The following is a 16,679-nucleotide window of genomic DNA, read 5'->3' on the forward strand; positions in this document are numbered from 1 at the left end:
GTTTTCAACGATTTATACGATCATTTTTTATGATAACATATATAAAATCCGGTATCCTTTCGCTCGCAGCCTTTGTGATCCTGTCCGCATTCAGCACGGCAGCTTTGGCGCAGGAACCGACAGAAACGATCAACGGGCTCGTGCTCGATGAGTTTGGCAAGCCGCTTTCGGGTGTTGTGATCAATTCTGAAAACGGGAAAAATGGAACTTCTACGAATAGTAAGGGAGAGTTTGCGATGAGTATCGACGACGGCAGCCGCGCCATTGTATTTTCATTATATGGTTACAAAAACCAGAAAATCAATGTCACCGACAAGCAGGAGCTTGATGTGAAGCTGGAATGGGACGCGCACAGGAAGGACGAAGTAATTCAGCTGGGTTACACCTCGCAGTTCAGGAATGATATCTCGGGTTCGGTTGCGACAGTGAAAGGCGAAGAGCTGGAAAAAGCGCCTGTCGCTAACCTGACGCAAACACTTGCCGGCCGTCTGCCGGGACTTACCACGCAGGAAACCTTCTCGGAACTCTCGCGGGCAAATACCAACCTGTACATCCGCGGGCTTGCTGCGGCACGGGACGGTGGGCCGCTGGTGATCATCGACGGGATTATCTGCGCTTACAACAGTAACCAGACGCTGGATTACATTACCGCCAATGAAATCGAAACGGTGACGATCCTGCGGGATGCTTCTACCCAGGCGCTTTACGGTATTCAGGGTGCAAACGGGCTGCTGGTGATTACCACGAAAAGAGGTAAAAAAGGGCCTTTGCAGATCAAGACGAGGTTTGACCAATCAATGCAGCAGGTAACTACAACCCCGCCGTTCTATAACTCGGCCGACTACGCCACCATGCGGAACCAGGCTGCATTCAATGACGGTTTGGGAGCCAATTATCTGTATAGCCAGCAGCAGATTGAAGGTTACCGGTCAGGCTCAGACCCTGTTCTTTACCCTAATAACAACTGGTACAAACGCTTCATCAAGGATTTCGCCAACATGCAGCGGGCGAGTGTGAATGTGACGGGCGGAAACGACAAAGTGCAGTTCTTCTCGAACATCAATTTCATGCACCAGGGCGGCTATTTCAAAACCGACCAGGAGCGCTACAATCCCAATGCGAACAATATCTGGGTAAACTATCGCTCCAATGTGGATATGAACCTGAACCGTTACCTGAAAGCATTCGTGAGGCTGAGCGGGAATGTGAAGCGCGAACGTACGCCTGGCGCAAGTAATGCAGATGTGTATTCGAGCATTTTCCGGATTCCTTCTACGGTGTACGGTCCGGTAACGCAGCCGGTAGTGGACGGTTCCGGCGAAGTAACAGATCCCGGTGGAAAAGTGATCACGACCGAACGTGTGGAATCGCCTACCTATGGTTTGCTCAACCGGACAGGCTATGTGCGCCACACGGTTACCAACATTACCTCGCAGTTTGGTCTCGACCTGGATATGGGTTTTCTGACGAAAGGTTTGAACATGACCGGCAGACTGGCTTACCAGACCAACTCCGTGGGTAGTTTGAGTACCAAGCAGGATTATGAGCGCTGGGTGCAGACGAGCGATTCTTCGGGTACCGGATTCATTAAAAAAGGTGCGCAGAACAACACGCCGCTGGCATACTCCAAGTCGCATTCCTACTATTACCATTTGACTTACAATGTGGCAATGAACTATCAGCGCGACTTTGGCCGGCACCGGGTGGGAGCAATGGCGTATATGTTTTACCAAAACCTCACAAGAGCTGAAAACGATTCGGCGCGAATGCTGCCTTACAATAGGGTTAGCTCAGGATTTGAGGTCAATTATGGGTTTGATAACCGGTACCTGCTGAAACTGGATCTCGGCTATTCAGGATCTGAGCAGTATGCGAGAAGCTCGCGTTATACAACCACACCTGCAATTTCGGCGGCTTGGGTGATTTCCAATGAGGCGTTTTTAAAAGACAATGCATTCCTCTCTTACCTGAAACTGCGCGCTTCTTACGGGAAAACGGCTAATGATGAAAGCGGGCTTGCGCGGTATGCATACCTGGACAATGTGACGGTGACGGGCGGCGGGCCGATCGGTTCACTGCAATATGAAGTGAAGGAAGGCCAGGTGGGTAATCCCAACATTGCAGCTGAAATTTCCAAGAAGCAGAACTTCGGGATCGATCTTGGATTTCTGAATGCAGTGAATTTGTCGGTAGATGTTTTTCATGAAAAAATGGACAACATGATCGTCAGCGCGCTATCCACAATTCCGCTTTACCAGGGTGTGCAGCTCGTTAACTATCCCAAGCTCAATGCAGGTAGTTTTGAAAACAAGGGTGTTGATCTGACACTCGGGTATAACAAAGCAGTGAGTCGCGACTTTTCAGTTTTTGGTAAACTGATGGTGAGCTACGCTAAAAACAAGATTATCAATCAGAATGAGGCGCTCAAAACGGAGGATTATGCTTATCGTAAATGGCAGGAAGGGTATTCTTTTGGTCAGAAGTTCGGGTACCTCGTGGATCGCAGCAATGGAAACGGATACTTCAATTCGCAGACGGAGATCGACCAGAGCGGACTTACTTATGGGTTTGGTACACCGCGCCCCGGAGACCTTAAATACCGCGACCTGAATGGCGACGCCAAGATCGACGAACGTGATAAAGCGCCCATCGGAACGGGCATGCTGCCGAGTACGATCTATTCCTTATCGGCCGGATTTACTTACAAAAACCTTGATCTCAGCTTCCTTTTTCAGGGCGTAGGCAAATACGCAACGGTTGAAACAGGCACGCTCACGGGTATCTGGGAAACTGAGTACGACGGCGTTTTCGGCTCGCTGCACCGTAATGCATGGACACCCGAACGGTTTGCAAACGGGGAGGAGATCACTGCACCCGCACTCTCGCTGGGCAAGAGTGTCAACCACGAAACGAGCGACTACTATCTGGATAACCGCTCTTATCTGCGCCTGAAAAATGTGGAGATCGGCTACACGCTTCCTGCTTCCATTTCACGCTACATTCTTTCCGAAAAAATAAGGATACTGGTGAGCGGACAAAATCTGATTACGTGGGATAAAATGCGCTCGAAGGATTACGGTCCCGAAGGCGGCGGCTTTGCCGGATTCCCAGTTTACCGCGTGTTCAATGCAGGTATCAGTGTCATTTTCTAACTCTGTCATTTTACAAAATGAAAAAATATAAGATACTTCTCCTGACACTTGCAGTTACCTCCATATTGGTATCCTGTAACGAAAAGCTGGACTTGCCAAGCGACGGCCGCATTACCATGGACCAGGTATTCAGCGACTATAACCGGACACGCGGCTATCTGAATTCGTGCTACGGCTTTACCCCGAAACCTTACATGGACCGTGCCTCTTTTACGGATGAGGCCCAGGACGCAGACGATATCACGCCAGGCTCAAAATACATTGTCTGGTACGGCGGCAATGTGACTTCTCTTACTTACGCGACCAATTCAGCAGACGGAAGTCCGTGGGGGAAACTGTATGAAGGGATCCGGAAATGCAATGTATTTATTGAAAACATCAAAACCGCTACGGTTTATGCGAGCGAAGGAGAGAAGAATTCTTGGATAGCGCAGGCGCACACTTTGCGTGCATTGTATTACCTGCAATTGATCAAACGCTATGGCGGCGTGCCTATCTTCGATAAGCCGCTCGCGATTGACCACGATTTCTCGCAGGATAAACGTGCTACCTTTTCGGAGGTAGTAACCTTCATTCTGGCGGATTGCGACAAGGCACTTTCATATCCTGCTACGCGGGAGGGTTTGCCCTGGGATATTTTCGACAATCAATATGGGATCATGACGCGGGCAGTTGCTTATGCTGTCAAGTCGCAGGCGGTTACCTATGCAGCAAGCCCGCTTTGGAGCGACGGTACCTATAACTGGCAAATGGCCACTACAATTACTGCCGAAGCGCTGGGAGAATGCCTGGCAAACGGTTATCAGCTTTTCAACCAAAAACCATCAGCTGATATCGCTCAAAACAGCTACGCGCTTTACTTTTTCACCAGTTCAAATGACCAGCGCGCTACCGATAAAGAAACCATCTATCATGCCGGAGATGCTATGCAGGTTTGGCGGTATGCAGGCATGCCGACCAACCCTGGCATGGAAAGAACGGGCCCGTGCCCCACGCAGGAACTGGTAGACAGCTACGAAATGGCGAATGGGGAAGCACCGATAACAGGGTATTCCGATGCTAATCGTACCACGCCGGTTATCAACGCAACTTCGGGCTACAAAGAAACGGATCCTTATGCAGGACGCGATCCCCGTTTTTACGCTTCCATTTACTACAATGGCGCTGTCAGGAACCTGGACCAGCCTGCGGGAAAGAAGGTCGAAACCTTTGTCGGCGGGGCTGAGGAGATTTCAGATATCAACCGGAAACATACGCGGACGGGCTATTATCTCAGGAAGTTCAACAATTTCAGGTCGGGACAGAACAATGATGCAGACGGTGCGATCAGGCTGTTCAGGCTGGCAGAGCTGTATCTCAATTTTGCTGAGGCTGCGAACCAGTCGGCCGGACCGGATGCGGCTGTGAAGGTAGGCGCACAAACCATGTCTGCGCGGCAGGCTGTGAATGCAGTGCGGGCGAGGGCAGGAATGCCCGGCTTTCCGGCTGCGATGACGAAAGAGGCATTTGAGAAAAAATACAGGAATGAAAGGCGCGTTGAGCTGGCATTTGAAGAGCACCGGTTTTTTGATGTGCGCCGCTGGAAGATCCTGGACCAGACCGACCGTTTTGTAACAGGAATGCGGATTACCAAAAGCGGCGCCAACTTCGTTTATCGCCGGTTTAAGTTCACCAACCGCAATGCGTTTTCAGACAAATACCTGCTTTACCCGATAGACCAGGCCGAAGTGGACAAGATCGTCGGACTGTCCGGTGCAGACTGGCAAAATCCCGGCTGGCTGGATTAAATCTGGCCAGCTACGGCACTGCGCTACTGCGTGGCGGCCATTGAATGCAAATACATCCTAAATCCTTAATAATGCTAAAGAGAATCTTCACACTGTTAGGCCTGACAGCGACTGCAAGTTTTGCGCAGCCGCTGGCAGGTACTGATGACCTCGGCAGGACAATTCCGCAAAACAACGTTGTGGGCGATCCAAAGAGCGACCGCCAGGTAGGTATGTTCTATTTCCTGTGGCACGATGTAGCGCCGGCACGGCATTGGGACCTCCATGCGATCGTTTCCAAAAATCCCGCGGTACTGGAAGACTTTGATCATCCCGATTGGGGAGGTGATCCCAAGAATGGCGTAGGAATGTACTACTGGGGACAGCCTATTTATGGATACTATAAAGGCGATGATTACTGGGTGCATCTGCGGAGCATTCAGCTGCTCACGGATGCGGGAGTTGACTTTCTGGTGATTGATGCAACGAACCGGCTCACTTACCCGAAGCAGGCCGATGCGCTGATGAAAGCAATGGACGCAGTGCGCTCGCAGGGCAGGAAAGCACCCAAGATTGTTTTTTATACCAATACGCAATCTGGTGAAACGATGCAGGAAGCGTATGATATGTTTTACAAAGAAGGCGCCCCTTACCGCCACCCGGACAGCTGGTATATGCTCGACGGCAAGCCTTTGATCATCGGGATCAGTAAAGAGGCAGAAGGGAGCAACTACAAATCCTTTTTTACTTTCCGCGAGTCACAATGGCCTACGGAGGCGCAGAAGAAAAATGGCTGGCCGTGGATTTCTTTTACCCGACCTCAGAAAGTACATTATAATAATGCAGGCGAAGCGGAGATTATCAATGTCTCGGTTGCGCAGCATCCAAATCCCACTGCGGGAATGGGCGGGTCGGCGTTTTACGGGAACAAAGACAACTGGGGCAGGAGCTATCGCAATGGCTCGCCCGGCGATCCGAAGAAGGATATTGTTTACGGTTACAATGTGCAGGAGCAATGGGATTTCGCGATCAAGCAGAATACGCCTTTTGTATATGTGACCGGCTGGAATGAATGGATTGCGGGTAAGTTTCCTAGTCACGACAAGAACCCGGAACATTCGTGGTTTTGCGATCAGGCGAGTCCGGAATACAGCCGGGATATTGAGCCGTCGCTCACGGCAGGTTTGAAAGACCATTATTATATGCAGCTAGTCGCCAATGTGCGCAGGTACAAGGGTGTGGAAGCCAATCCGGCTTTGGGGCCGGTAAAAAGCATCAAAAATCTGGAAGACTGGAAAGGCATTGCGACCATTTACAAAGATTACACAGGTGATACTCAGGCGCGAAACCATCCCGGTGCGCAAACAGAGCCTGCGATGGTGTATGTGAACAAAACGGGAAGAAATGATTTTGACGAAATGAAGATGGCCCGTGATGAAAAGAACCTCTATTTCTATGTAAAAACAGTAGCTGAAATCACGCCGAACTCCGGCGACAACTGGATGCGCCTTTACCTGGATATCGACCGGAAGGCGGCTACCGGCTGGAAAGGGTACGAGTACCGCATTGTTTCAGGGAACACTTTGCAGCAATATAAATCGGGTAACTGGCACGACGTCAAGAAAGTGACCTACCAGGTTGCAGGCAATCAAATGATGGTCTCTATTCCTAAATCCTTTTTAACAAATCTGAAATCCCCCCTGAACATGGAGTTCAAATGGTCGGACAACATGCAGGAAGACAACAACCCGCTAGACTGGTATGTAAACGGCGACGTTGCGCCTGGCGGGAGGTTTAATTTTATCGCAAACGAGTAGCGTGTTTCTCACCCAAGCGCATTAACACTTGTCACCCTGAGCGCAGTCGAAGGGCCTTCGACCGCCCGGCGGCCCGGTGCGCTCAGGGTGACAAAAACTTACAAACCATCTTTTGAAAAATGAAAATCAAACTTCAACTTATCCTCCTACTCCTCGCACCACCAGCCTTCGCCCAAAATTACAGCCCACTCGTCACTGCTACCGATGCAGTCGGCCGCAGGTTGCCTTCGCATCAGGAGGCAGGAGATTTTAAAAAGGACAAGTTTGTGGGACTGTTTTACTGGACCTGGCATACGCAGCAGGCGAAGAATAATCCTGCATTGAATGTAACCGAATACCTTTCCCGCAATCCCAAAGCGATCCACGATTACAATGATCCGATCTGGCCGAAGCGCAAAAGTCCGTGGTTTTGGGCGGAGCCGCTTTTTGGGTATTATGTAGATACCGACGAGTGGCTGCTGCGCAAACATGCTGAAATGCTGGCCGACGCAGGTGTGGATATGATCATTTTTGATTGTACCAATGGAAACCTGACCTGGAAGGAATCCTATATGAAACTCTGCGAGGTATTTACGCAAGCCAGAAAAGACGGCGTAAAAACGCCTCAGATCTGCTTTATGCTGCCTTTCTGGACAACTGACGGCGGAAAAGAGATCATCAGGGAGATTTACGCAGACCTTTATAAGCCGGGAAAGTACAAGGATCTGTGGTTTATGTGGAAGGGAAAACCATTCATTATGGCTTCTCCTGAATTTACCGAAACCATCAAAGGAAAAACGGCTGAGCCTGCATTGGAAAAGGAACTGCGTGAATTTTTTACATTCCGTCCGGGGCAGCCGGTTTATAACAAAGGGCCGGAAAAAGCAGATCACTGGGGCTGGCTGGAAATTTACCCGCAGCACGGATATAAGAAAAACGCAGACGGGACTTTCGAGCAGGCGACGGTAGGCGTAGCCCAGAACTGGACCAAAGCACGCGGGTTGACTGCATTGAATGCAACGGGCTCATTTGGCAGAAGCTATACGCACACCAAAGGGCAGGTTACCACGCCTGGCGCAGTGAATTACGGCTTTAATTTTCAGGAGCAGTTTGACAGGGCGCTGGAAATTAACCCCGAGCTGATATTCATCACCGGCTGGAACGAGTGGATTGCAGGCCGCTACGATGTGTGGCAGGAGCAAACCAATGCATTTCCCGACGAATTTGACCAGGAAGGCAGCAGAGATATCGAGCCTATGAAAGGCGGTCACGGCGATAATTATTATTACCAAATGGCGGCGAATATCCGAAAGTTCAAGGGCCTGCCTGCCCGGGAGCGAACTTCGGCAGCTACTACGGTTGCGATCGATGGGAAGTTTACAGAATGGGATCAGGTAACTCCTGCATTCGCGGCGCATAAAGGCAGTACGATGCATCGGAACAGTCCGGGCTGGGGGAGTCTGGTGTACACAAATACGACCGGCCGGAATGATATTGTGCTTTCAAAAGTAGCTCGTGACGCGGATTTCGTGTACTTCTATGTAGAAACCGCACAGCCGCTTTCGCCTAAAACAGATCCGGGCTGGATGCGTCTTTTTATCAATACTGATAAGGATAAGAACACGGGCTGGGAAGGATATGATGTGGTCATCAACCGCATTAATCCTGATAAAAAAGCAATTGTTGAAAAAACGGATGCAGCCTGGAACTGGACAAAGGCGGGTGAAGCCGAGTTCTCTGTCAATAAAAATAAAATGGAGATCAAAGTGCCTAAATCCATGCTCGGCATCACCGGCGAGCCCGATTTTGAATTTAAATGGAGCGACAGTATGCAGGAGCAGGGCAATATCATGGATTTCTGGGTTAATGGAGACGTGGCACCTGCGGGAAGAGCTAATTACATTTATCAGCCGTGAGCCCACCCCCCTGCCCCCAAAGAGGGGGTCGGGGGGCAGGGGGTAAAATCAACTCCTAAATGAATGATTATTTAAAGAAGTCTCGCTTTGGCAGTACCGTTGTTTTATCTGCGGTACTTTTTCTTTATGCGCAAAGTTGCAGCGCGCCGAAAAGCAAATCCGGGCAGAGCTCCAAAATTGCCCTGAACGCCCAGCCTTCGCCTGATCTTTACGCTGAGCATATCAGAACCAGCGAATTCAAAACGCCTGACGAAGAGCGCAAGAATTTCATCCTGCCTCCTGGTTTTGAAGTCACCCTTTTTGCCTCTGAGCCCGATATTACCAAGCCCATTAATATGGAGTTTGATGACCGCGGCCGGCTTTGGGTGACTCAAAGTTCGGAATATCCGGTGGCTGCGGGGCAGGGTGACGGGAAGGATCGGATCACGATTCTGGAAGATAAAAATGGCGATGGGAAGGCAGATACCTTTACGCATTTCGACGATAATCTGAATATCCCGATCGGGGTAATGCCCGTGGCCGACGGTGCGATTGCTTACAGCATTCCCAATTTGTATTATATCAAAGATGATAATAATGACGGGACAGCAGACAGCAAAAAAGTACTGCTGGGACCATTCGGTCACAAAGACACGCACGGAATGGTGAACAACCTGGTGCGCGGCTACGACGGCTGGCTCCACGTTTGTCACGGTTTTTCCAATACTTCCAATGTGGCAGGTACCGACGGGGATACCATTAAAATGACTTCGGGGAATACATTCCGGGTGAAACTCGACGGGACTCACGTGGAGCAGACCACCTTCGGTCGGGTAAATCCATTTGGCTATGCTTATGATGAAAAAGGGTATTTGTATTCGGTGGACTGTCACACGAAGCCGATCACGCAGCTCATTTTCGGCGGAGAATATCCGCATTTTGGTAAAAAAGCACCGGCCGGACTAGGGTTTGCTCCGGTGATGATGGACTACGATCTGGGTTCAACTGCATTGGCTGGTCTGGTTTATTATACGGGCACCCAGTTTCCCGAGCAGTACCGAAACAGTTTTTATACGGGAGATGTGGTAACCTGCCGCATTGACCGCAATACGATCACATATAAAGGTTCGACGCCCGTTTCCAAAAAGGAAGAACCATTGCTGGTAAGTAAAGATCCGTGGTTCAGGCCGGTGGATGTGAAGCTGGGGCCTGATGGCGCTATATACATTGCTGATTTTTATAACAGAATCATCGGTCATTATGAAGTTGCATTAAATCACCCCGGTCGCGACCGGCTTAGCGGACGCATTTGGAAGATTACCTACAAAGGTGACTTACCGCATCAGGATATGAAGGTGGTGGATTGGTCAAAAGCGACGCTGGATCAACTGATCGAGGGATTGAAACACCCGCAGCTGAATACCAGATTGAAAGTGGCGGACCGAATTGTGGATAGCTGGAAAGAACAGGCGACCAGGCCTTTGGAGATATTATTTTTTGATAGTGAAAAAGCGGGATCTAAAACGGCGGCTGTACATGCATTGTGGATACTGAACCGGTTGGACGTGCTGAACCCGGAATTGTTAATGAGCGCAATGGAAAGCAGTGATCCAGTGCTTCGTGTGCATGCGCTCCGAATTGTTGCGGAGGGTCTCGGAGTGGCCAATAACTTTCATCAGCTGACGGTAAATGCATTGAAAACTGATTCTGACCCATCTGTACGCAGGGTTGCCGCAGAGACGCTCGGCAGATTTCCACGCTTCCAAAACATAGCACATCTAACCGAGCTTTACGATAAAACGGATTCGCAAGACACTCATTTGCGCTATACTGCTTTGCTTGCGCTGCGGGATAACCTCAAAGATCGGAGCATCCAGTGGCGGCTTGCCGGCTCCAAGTGGACAGAAGCGCAGCTTGCATTGATGACGAGGGCAATGCTCGATATACCATCTTCGACATTGGCTGCATTCGTGCTGGATTATACGCTTACGCACGAAATATACTCGGAGGACCTGGTTCGAAATCTGGAATATATTGGCAGGCATGTTTCGCCTTACCAGCTAGAAAAAGCTATTGGCCTGATCACTAGCAAGTTCGCGAATGATCTTGAAACACAGCTTTCCTTATATAAAACGATCCAGGCGGGTGTAAAGCAGAGCGGGATGGAGCCCGGAGAGAAACTGGTTTCCTGGGGTACCAGTCTGGCGACGCGGTTCCTGGAAGGTATCTCCGAAAGTTCGGAAGTCTGGAAGAACAGACCACTGGCGAAAACGGCTGATGCCGGTAATACATGGACAGTCTCAGAACAGTTTCTGACGGATATCACACCCGCTTTTCGAATTATTTTGAGTGAGAAAAACGGCTATGTGCCCACTGCTGCGCTTTACTCAGTCCCATTCAAATTGCCGGCTACGTTGAAAATGAATGTTTTTGATAACGATATCCACAACCTGCCTGAGAAAAAAGGTGTTTCAAGAAATGCTATTCGGGTAAGACTCGCAGAAGGTGGAAAGATCATTCAGGAATACCGCCTGAACCAGAAAGAAACAATGCAATGGAAGGATTTGATCAAAAATACAACCTTTAATCTGAGTAAATACGCCGGACAAATGGGCTATATCGAGGCGGTTGACAGTTCGCAGACCGGCTCGGTGGGTTTTGGGAAACTGGAACCGGCTGTACTGGAAATTCCGGCGAAGGCGCCTGGCATTATTTCTGATCAAAGGGTTGCGGCAGCAGAGATAGCTAATGAGTTTCGGATCAAATCACTTGAACCGAAATTAAGAGAAATGGTCAAAGCGAAATGGCTGGATTACCCGGTTCGCAGCGCGGCGGCAAATGCATTGATGAATATTGATCCGAAGGCAAATGTGAATGTGCTTGCGGAAGCTTTTGATGATCCTGCGGAGCTGCCGATACTACGCGAAAAACTAGCGGCTTCGATGAGCCAGGCGCCTTCACCTTCTATTTATGAAATGCTGAAAAAGCAGCTGGCGGGCGGTGCACGAAATTTGCAGGTTGCGATCGCTACGGTACTTTCCAATACTTCACAAGGTATTGATTACCTGCTGCATGCATTTAAAGAGGAAGCCGCTAATCCTGATATTGCCAATGAAATTCCGGTGAAAGAACGTTTGGATGTGAATGCCAATGCTGGTCAGCGGGAGCAAATGCAGAGATACCTTGCGGCTGGGGCAGACGAGCGGGAAGAGCGGCAAAAGCTGATTGATACGCGCATTGCCAACTTCAAGCCGGCGGGTGGATTGACCGATGCAGGGAAAGCCGTTTTTGTGCAGAATTGCAGCGGCTGTCACCAGATTTTAGGGCAGGGCGGAATGGTCGGTCCGCAGCTCGATGGTATCGGAAACTGGGGCCACAAAGCATTGACCCAAAAGATTCTTGACCCTAACAGGAATATAACCGAGGCATTTCGTACTTATAATATCACATTGAAAAATGACCAGACGCTCACGGGCTTGTACCGCAGGACAGAAGGCGAAACAATGGTATTTGCAGATATGACCGGAAAGGAATTTGCGCTAGCCAAAAGCGAAATGAAAGAACACCGCGCTTCCAAGTACACCTTAATGCCCGACCAGTTCAGGAATATAATCCCGGAAAAGGATTTTTACGCATTAATGGATTATTTGCTGAGTGTGAAGTGATGGCGTTTATGTGAGTTTACGTTTGTTACAGTAAGCGTTCTTTTGTCACCCTGAGCGCTTTTCTGCCGGCCTAAGTGCCTTTTTTGTCACCCTGAGCGGAGTCGAAGGGAACTTGTGAGACGCTTTTGTGCAGGCCCTTCGACTCCGCTCAGGGTGACAAAAGGTAGACAATCAATAGAAGTTTGTAAACATTAAATAAGATTGAAATGCATCATCAAATAAAATTCCTCTGCCTCCTGGCTGCTTTAATGCCTTGCTTTGCTAAGGCGCAGACCAAGGCTAAAAAGGGCAGCGATATCACATTCAAGAAGACGGAGTTAACGAAGCGGTTTATCTCGGAAGGAGCTGCGATGGGGGATGTGAATAAGGATGGGAAAAAGGATGTGCTGGCAGGGGCGTATTGGTTTGAGGCGCCTTCCTGGAAGGCACATGAAATTATGAAACCCGATACTTTTCAGGTAAATGGCGGTTATAGTAACTCATTTCTGGACTATGCAATGGACGTGAACCAGGACGGCTGGATTGACCTGGTTCGGATTGACTGGCCGGGTAAGGCTGCCTATTGGCACGAAAACCTGAAAGGAAAGCCAGGACACTGGCCGGCGCATCTGATCCATTCCTCGGTGGGAAACGAATCGCCGATGATGGTGGATATTGACGGCGACGGCAGGCTCGACCTGCTTTGTAATGATCCCACGGCTAAGAAAGTGATCTGGATGAAAAGTCCTGCGAAAAAGGGTGAGATAGCCTGGGAAAAGTATGTAATCAGCAATGATCCCAATAACTCTACCCACATGTACACGCATGGAATCGGGTATGGGGATATCAATGGCGATGGAAGGAAAGATGTACTTGTGAAAGCGGGCTGGTGGGAAGGTCCGGCGGAGGGACCGGCAAAGCACGGGAAAGAAGAAGACTGGAAATTTCATCCCGCCGACCTCGGTAAAGACTGTTCGCAAATGTATGTGATGGATTTAAATGGAGATGGATTGAATGACGTACTCAGCGCCTCAGCCCATGACTATGGGGTGTGGTGGCACGAGCAGCAGAAAGATGCCCAAGGCAATGTGATCTGGCGTCATCATACAATCGACGATTCGTTTTCGCAGACGCACGGTTTGGAAATGAAGGATATCAATGGTGACGGGAACATGGATTTCATCACGGGAAAAAGGTATTTTGCCCATCACGGAAACGATCCGGGAGAATTTGAGCCGGCAGTAGTTTACTGGTTTGAATATAAACCGGGGAAAACGCCAACGTGGACCCGGCACGAGGTTGATAACAATTCAGGGGTAGGGCTGCACGTAACTGTGGAGGACATTAATAATGACGGCTTGCTGGATATCGTGACCGGAAATAAAAAAGGAGTACGGGTTTTCACGCAGCAAAAAGGTAAGTAACATATATGAAATTCGGGATCAATACCTATTTGTTTGCGTCGCCTTTTACCAATGAGGGTGTTTCGTGGTTTCCGAAATTCAAAGAATGGGGATTTGATTTTGTTGAGATAGCAATCGAAGATCCTGCGAACATCGATCCCGTATTTGTTAGAAAAGCATTGGACGAAGCCGGGCTGGAATGTCGCTCGGTATGTGCGGCAACCGGGCCGGGGAGGGATTTGAGAGGAAATAAAAAAGAGCAGCTCACTTCAATCGAATATGTGGAGCAGCTCATTGATATAGCTCCGGTGCTTGGCAGTAAGCTGGTGGCAGGACCTATTTATTCTTCGGTAGGCCGCGCTGATTTATATGATGAGGAAAAAAAGTTGAGACAGTGGCAGACTGCTGTGACCAATCTGCGCAGGTTGGCTGCTTATGCAAAGGAAAATAATGTCATGCTGGCTATTGAACCATTGAACAGGTATGAAACGGATATGGTCAATACCTGTGAGCAGGCTTTGAAAATGATCGCTGATGTGGGAAGTGACCATTTGCTGGTGCATCTGGATTCATTTCACATGAACCTGGAAGAGAAAGATCCTGCGCTGGCGATCAGAAAAGCAGGAAATAAGCTGGGACTGCTCCACGCGTCAGGCAGTGACCGCGGCACGCCGGGTGGTGATCAGATCAACTGGGACCGCATTTTCGCCGCACTCGACCACATTCATTATCAGGGTGACATTGTCATCGAATCATTTACTCCCGACGTCAAGATCATCGCCAAAGCCGCGTCAATCTGGCGAACAATCGAACCTTCAAAAGAAGCAATCGCAGTTGACGGACTTCACTTTTTGCGGTCGCTGGCATTTTAAGTCAAGTACGAGGTTCCCAATGCGGGACAGTTCTGATTATGTCAAAGCTTTCCTATATTTGATATCATTGCGAACAAAACATCTCCATGATAATAGACACACTTGAACAACTCGACTTTGGTAAGCAATATACTTACGCGGACTATCTTAAATGGCAGTTTGAAGAACGCGTTGAGCTAATCCGTGGGTATGTTTCTCATTTGTTACCAGCACCTTCACGCCAACACCAGAAAATTATTTGGAACTTAAACGGGGCTATTGGGGCGTATTTGAAAGATCAGCCCTCGCAAGCTTACTCCGCTCCTTTTGATGTTCGTCTTCCAATCCGGGATAAAAAAAGCAACCAGGAAATTTCTACGGTTTTGCAGCCCGATATATGCGTGATCTGCGATAGCTCCAAGTTGGATGATCAGGGTTGCATTGGAGCTCCCGACCTGGTTATTGAGGTACTTTCGCCGGGTAATTCTGCGAAAGAGATGAACCAGAAATTTGATATATACGAAGAAAGCGGCGTTAAGGAGTATTGGGTTGTATATCCTGAATACGAGCACGTACTAATATTTACATTGTCTGAGGCGGGGAAATATGTTGGGCAGCACCCAAAAACCAGCAAAGATTTGCTCCGATCAACTGTTCTCCCGGATTTGACAATTGATTTGTCCCAGGTTTTTGCAGACAAGTAATTGCGTTTGGTTTTAAAACAAAAAGAGGGTGTCTCAAATGAGGCATCCTCTTTTCATTTTAAGGGTTGTTTGATTTTTGTGAATTGATTATCTTTAGACATAAGCAATTCCGGAAAAATGGGTCGCCGACAGCCTAATTTCAAGCCTTACCAACAGCAGCAGCTGATGCTGCTTCCTCCAAGTTTAGAAGAATTGGTCCCAAAAGGCCACGTTGTGCGTGTGGTCGATGATGTGATCAATAAGATCAATTTAGAGCCGCTCAATGCTGCCTACTACCTCACTGGTCCTGCGAGCTACCATCCTCAGATGCTATTAAAAGTGCTCGTATTCGGCTATATGAGCAATATATATTCGAGTAGAAAGCTAGAAGCAGCATGCAAAGAGAGCATTTACTTTATGTATCTGAGCTCGATGAGCTTCCCTGATCATAACACCATTAACCGGTTTCGGGGCATACGTTTAAAAGATACGTTCCGAACGATTTTTGAACAAGTAGTCAGTCTGCTTGCCCAGGAAGGCTATTTAAGTATTGAGGAAGTATATACCGACGGCACTAAGATCGAGGCCAATGCTAATAAATACACCTTTGTTTGGAAGAAGGCCATCGCCACCAACAAAGAGAAGATGAAAAAGCAGCTGTCCGAGATCTGGTCGTATGCCCAGAGCGTGGCTGCCACCGAGGACAACCTGCCAGAACCGCCAGACCTGACCGGAATCAACAAAGAGAAAGTGCAGGATACGGTCGATACGCTTAACCAGGTGCTTGGCAAGAAAGAAAATATTGACAAGAAGATGAAAGCCAAACTGGGTTACGTAACCAAACACTACCCGGCCAATATCACCCGTTATGAGCAACAAGAGGCTATTTTAGGCGACCGCCTTTGTGAAGTACAACCTGTTTGACAAACGCCAAAACCACGCCTTTAACAAGAAACATCCGTTCTCGACTAACAAGCTTTATTATAATCCTGAGCAAGACCATTACATCTGCCCGATGGGCCAGAAAATGGCTTACATAGGTGACCGGACAAGGAAAACAACGACCGGCTTTGAACAGACCGTCAGGCTTTACAAAGCCAAAAACTGCCAAAGCTGCCCATTAAACGGAGCTTGCCACAAATCACAAGCAGATCGGATCATTCAGGTAAATGTCAATCTGGAAAGGCAAAAGCAGCAAGCAGATGAGCTACTAACAAGTGAAGAAGGCATTGCCAAACGAAAGAAGCGGTGTTTTGATGTCGAACCTGTCTTCGGAAATATAAAACACAACCACGGCTTCCGCCGGTTCATGCTCCGTGGCAAACAAAAGGTCGAAATCGAGTGGGGATTGATCGCATTAGCCCAAAATCTCAGAAAAAGGGTGGCCTAGAAGGACTGCTTACATCAATATTGTCAGATAAAGCTGATTAGCTTTGGATCCAGGATTTTGAACAGCTATTCTTGATTAACAAAAACCAAAATAAAAGAG

At 48.8% G+C, this 16,679-nt stretch carries 8 protein-coding genes and 1 pseudogene; all 9 read left to right on the plus strand.

Annotation, left to right across the window (positions count from 1 at the left end):
* Positions 1-29 precede the first annotated feature (29 nt).
* The 9 genes and pseudogenes from ASG33_RS03785 (at position 30) to ASG33_RS03825 (ending at position 16,580) form a co-directional block, all read left to right on the plus strand.
* Positions 30-3,152 (plus strand): SusC/RagA family TonB-linked outer membrane protein, encoded by a 3,123-nt coding sequence (locus ASG33_RS03785; protein WP_056280502.1) that lies wholly within the window; start codon positions 30-32, stop codon positions 3,150-3,152.
* 17 nt (positions 3,153-3,169) lie between these two features.
* Positions 3,170-4,939: a RagB/SusD family nutrient uptake outer membrane protein gene (locus ASG33_RS03790; RefSeq protein WP_056280505.1), complete on the plus strand. Its 1,770-nt coding sequence runs from the start codon at positions 3,170-3,172 to the stop codon at positions 4,937-4,939.
* A gap of 71 nt (positions 4,940-5,010) precedes the next feature.
* Positions 5,011-6,735, plus strand: a complete 1,725-nt coding sequence (locus ASG33_RS03795) for a hypothetical protein (protein ID WP_056280507.1) — start codon at positions 5,011-5,013, stop codon at positions 6,733-6,735.
* A 119-nt stretch (positions 6,736-6,854) separates the two neighbouring features.
* Positions 6,855-8,630, plus strand: coding sequence for a hypothetical protein (locus ASG33_RS03800; RefSeq protein ID WP_200942719.1), 1,776 nt, complete (start codon positions 6,855-6,857; stop codon positions 8,628-8,630).
* A gap of 59 nt (positions 8,631-8,689) precedes the next feature.
* Positions 8,690-12,274 carry a PVC-type heme-binding CxxCH protein gene (locus ASG33_RS03805; protein WP_056280510.1) on the plus strand — a complete coding sequence of 1,195 codons (3,585 nt, stop codon included), beginning with the start codon at positions 8,690-8,692 and terminating at the stop codon, positions 12,272-12,274.
* A gap of 206 nt (positions 12,275-12,480) precedes the next feature.
* The gene (locus tag ASG33_RS03810) at positions 12,481-13,677 is read left to right on the plus strand and encodes a VCBS repeat-containing protein (protein WP_056280513.1); all 1,197 of its coding nucleotides are present in this window, start codon (positions 12,481-12,483) and stop codon (positions 13,675-13,677) included.
* A 5-nt stretch (positions 13,678-13,682) separates the two neighbouring features.
* The gene (locus ASG33_RS03815; RefSeq protein WP_056280516.1) at positions 13,683-14,528 is read left to right on the plus strand and encodes a sugar phosphate isomerase/epimerase; all 846 of its coding nucleotides are present in this window, start codon (positions 13,683-13,685) and stop codon (positions 14,526-14,528) included.
* An 86-nt stretch (positions 14,529-14,614) separates the two neighbouring features.
* Positions 14,615-15,211 carry a Uma2 family endonuclease gene (locus tag ASG33_RS03820; protein ID WP_056280519.1) on the plus strand — a complete coding sequence of 199 codons (597 nt, stop codon included), beginning with the start codon at positions 14,615-14,617 and terminating at the stop codon, positions 15,209-15,211.
* Positions 15,212-15,328: 117 nt separating this feature from the next.
* A pseudogene (locus tag ASG33_RS03825) lies at positions 15,329-16,580 on the plus strand (transposase).
* Positions 16,581-16,679: the final 99 nt, after the last annotated feature.

The organism is Dyadobacter sp. Leaf189, from assembly GCF_001424405.1.
Classification (GTDB): domain Bacteria; phylum Bacteroidota; class Bacteroidia; order Cytophagales; family Spirosomataceae; genus Dyadobacter.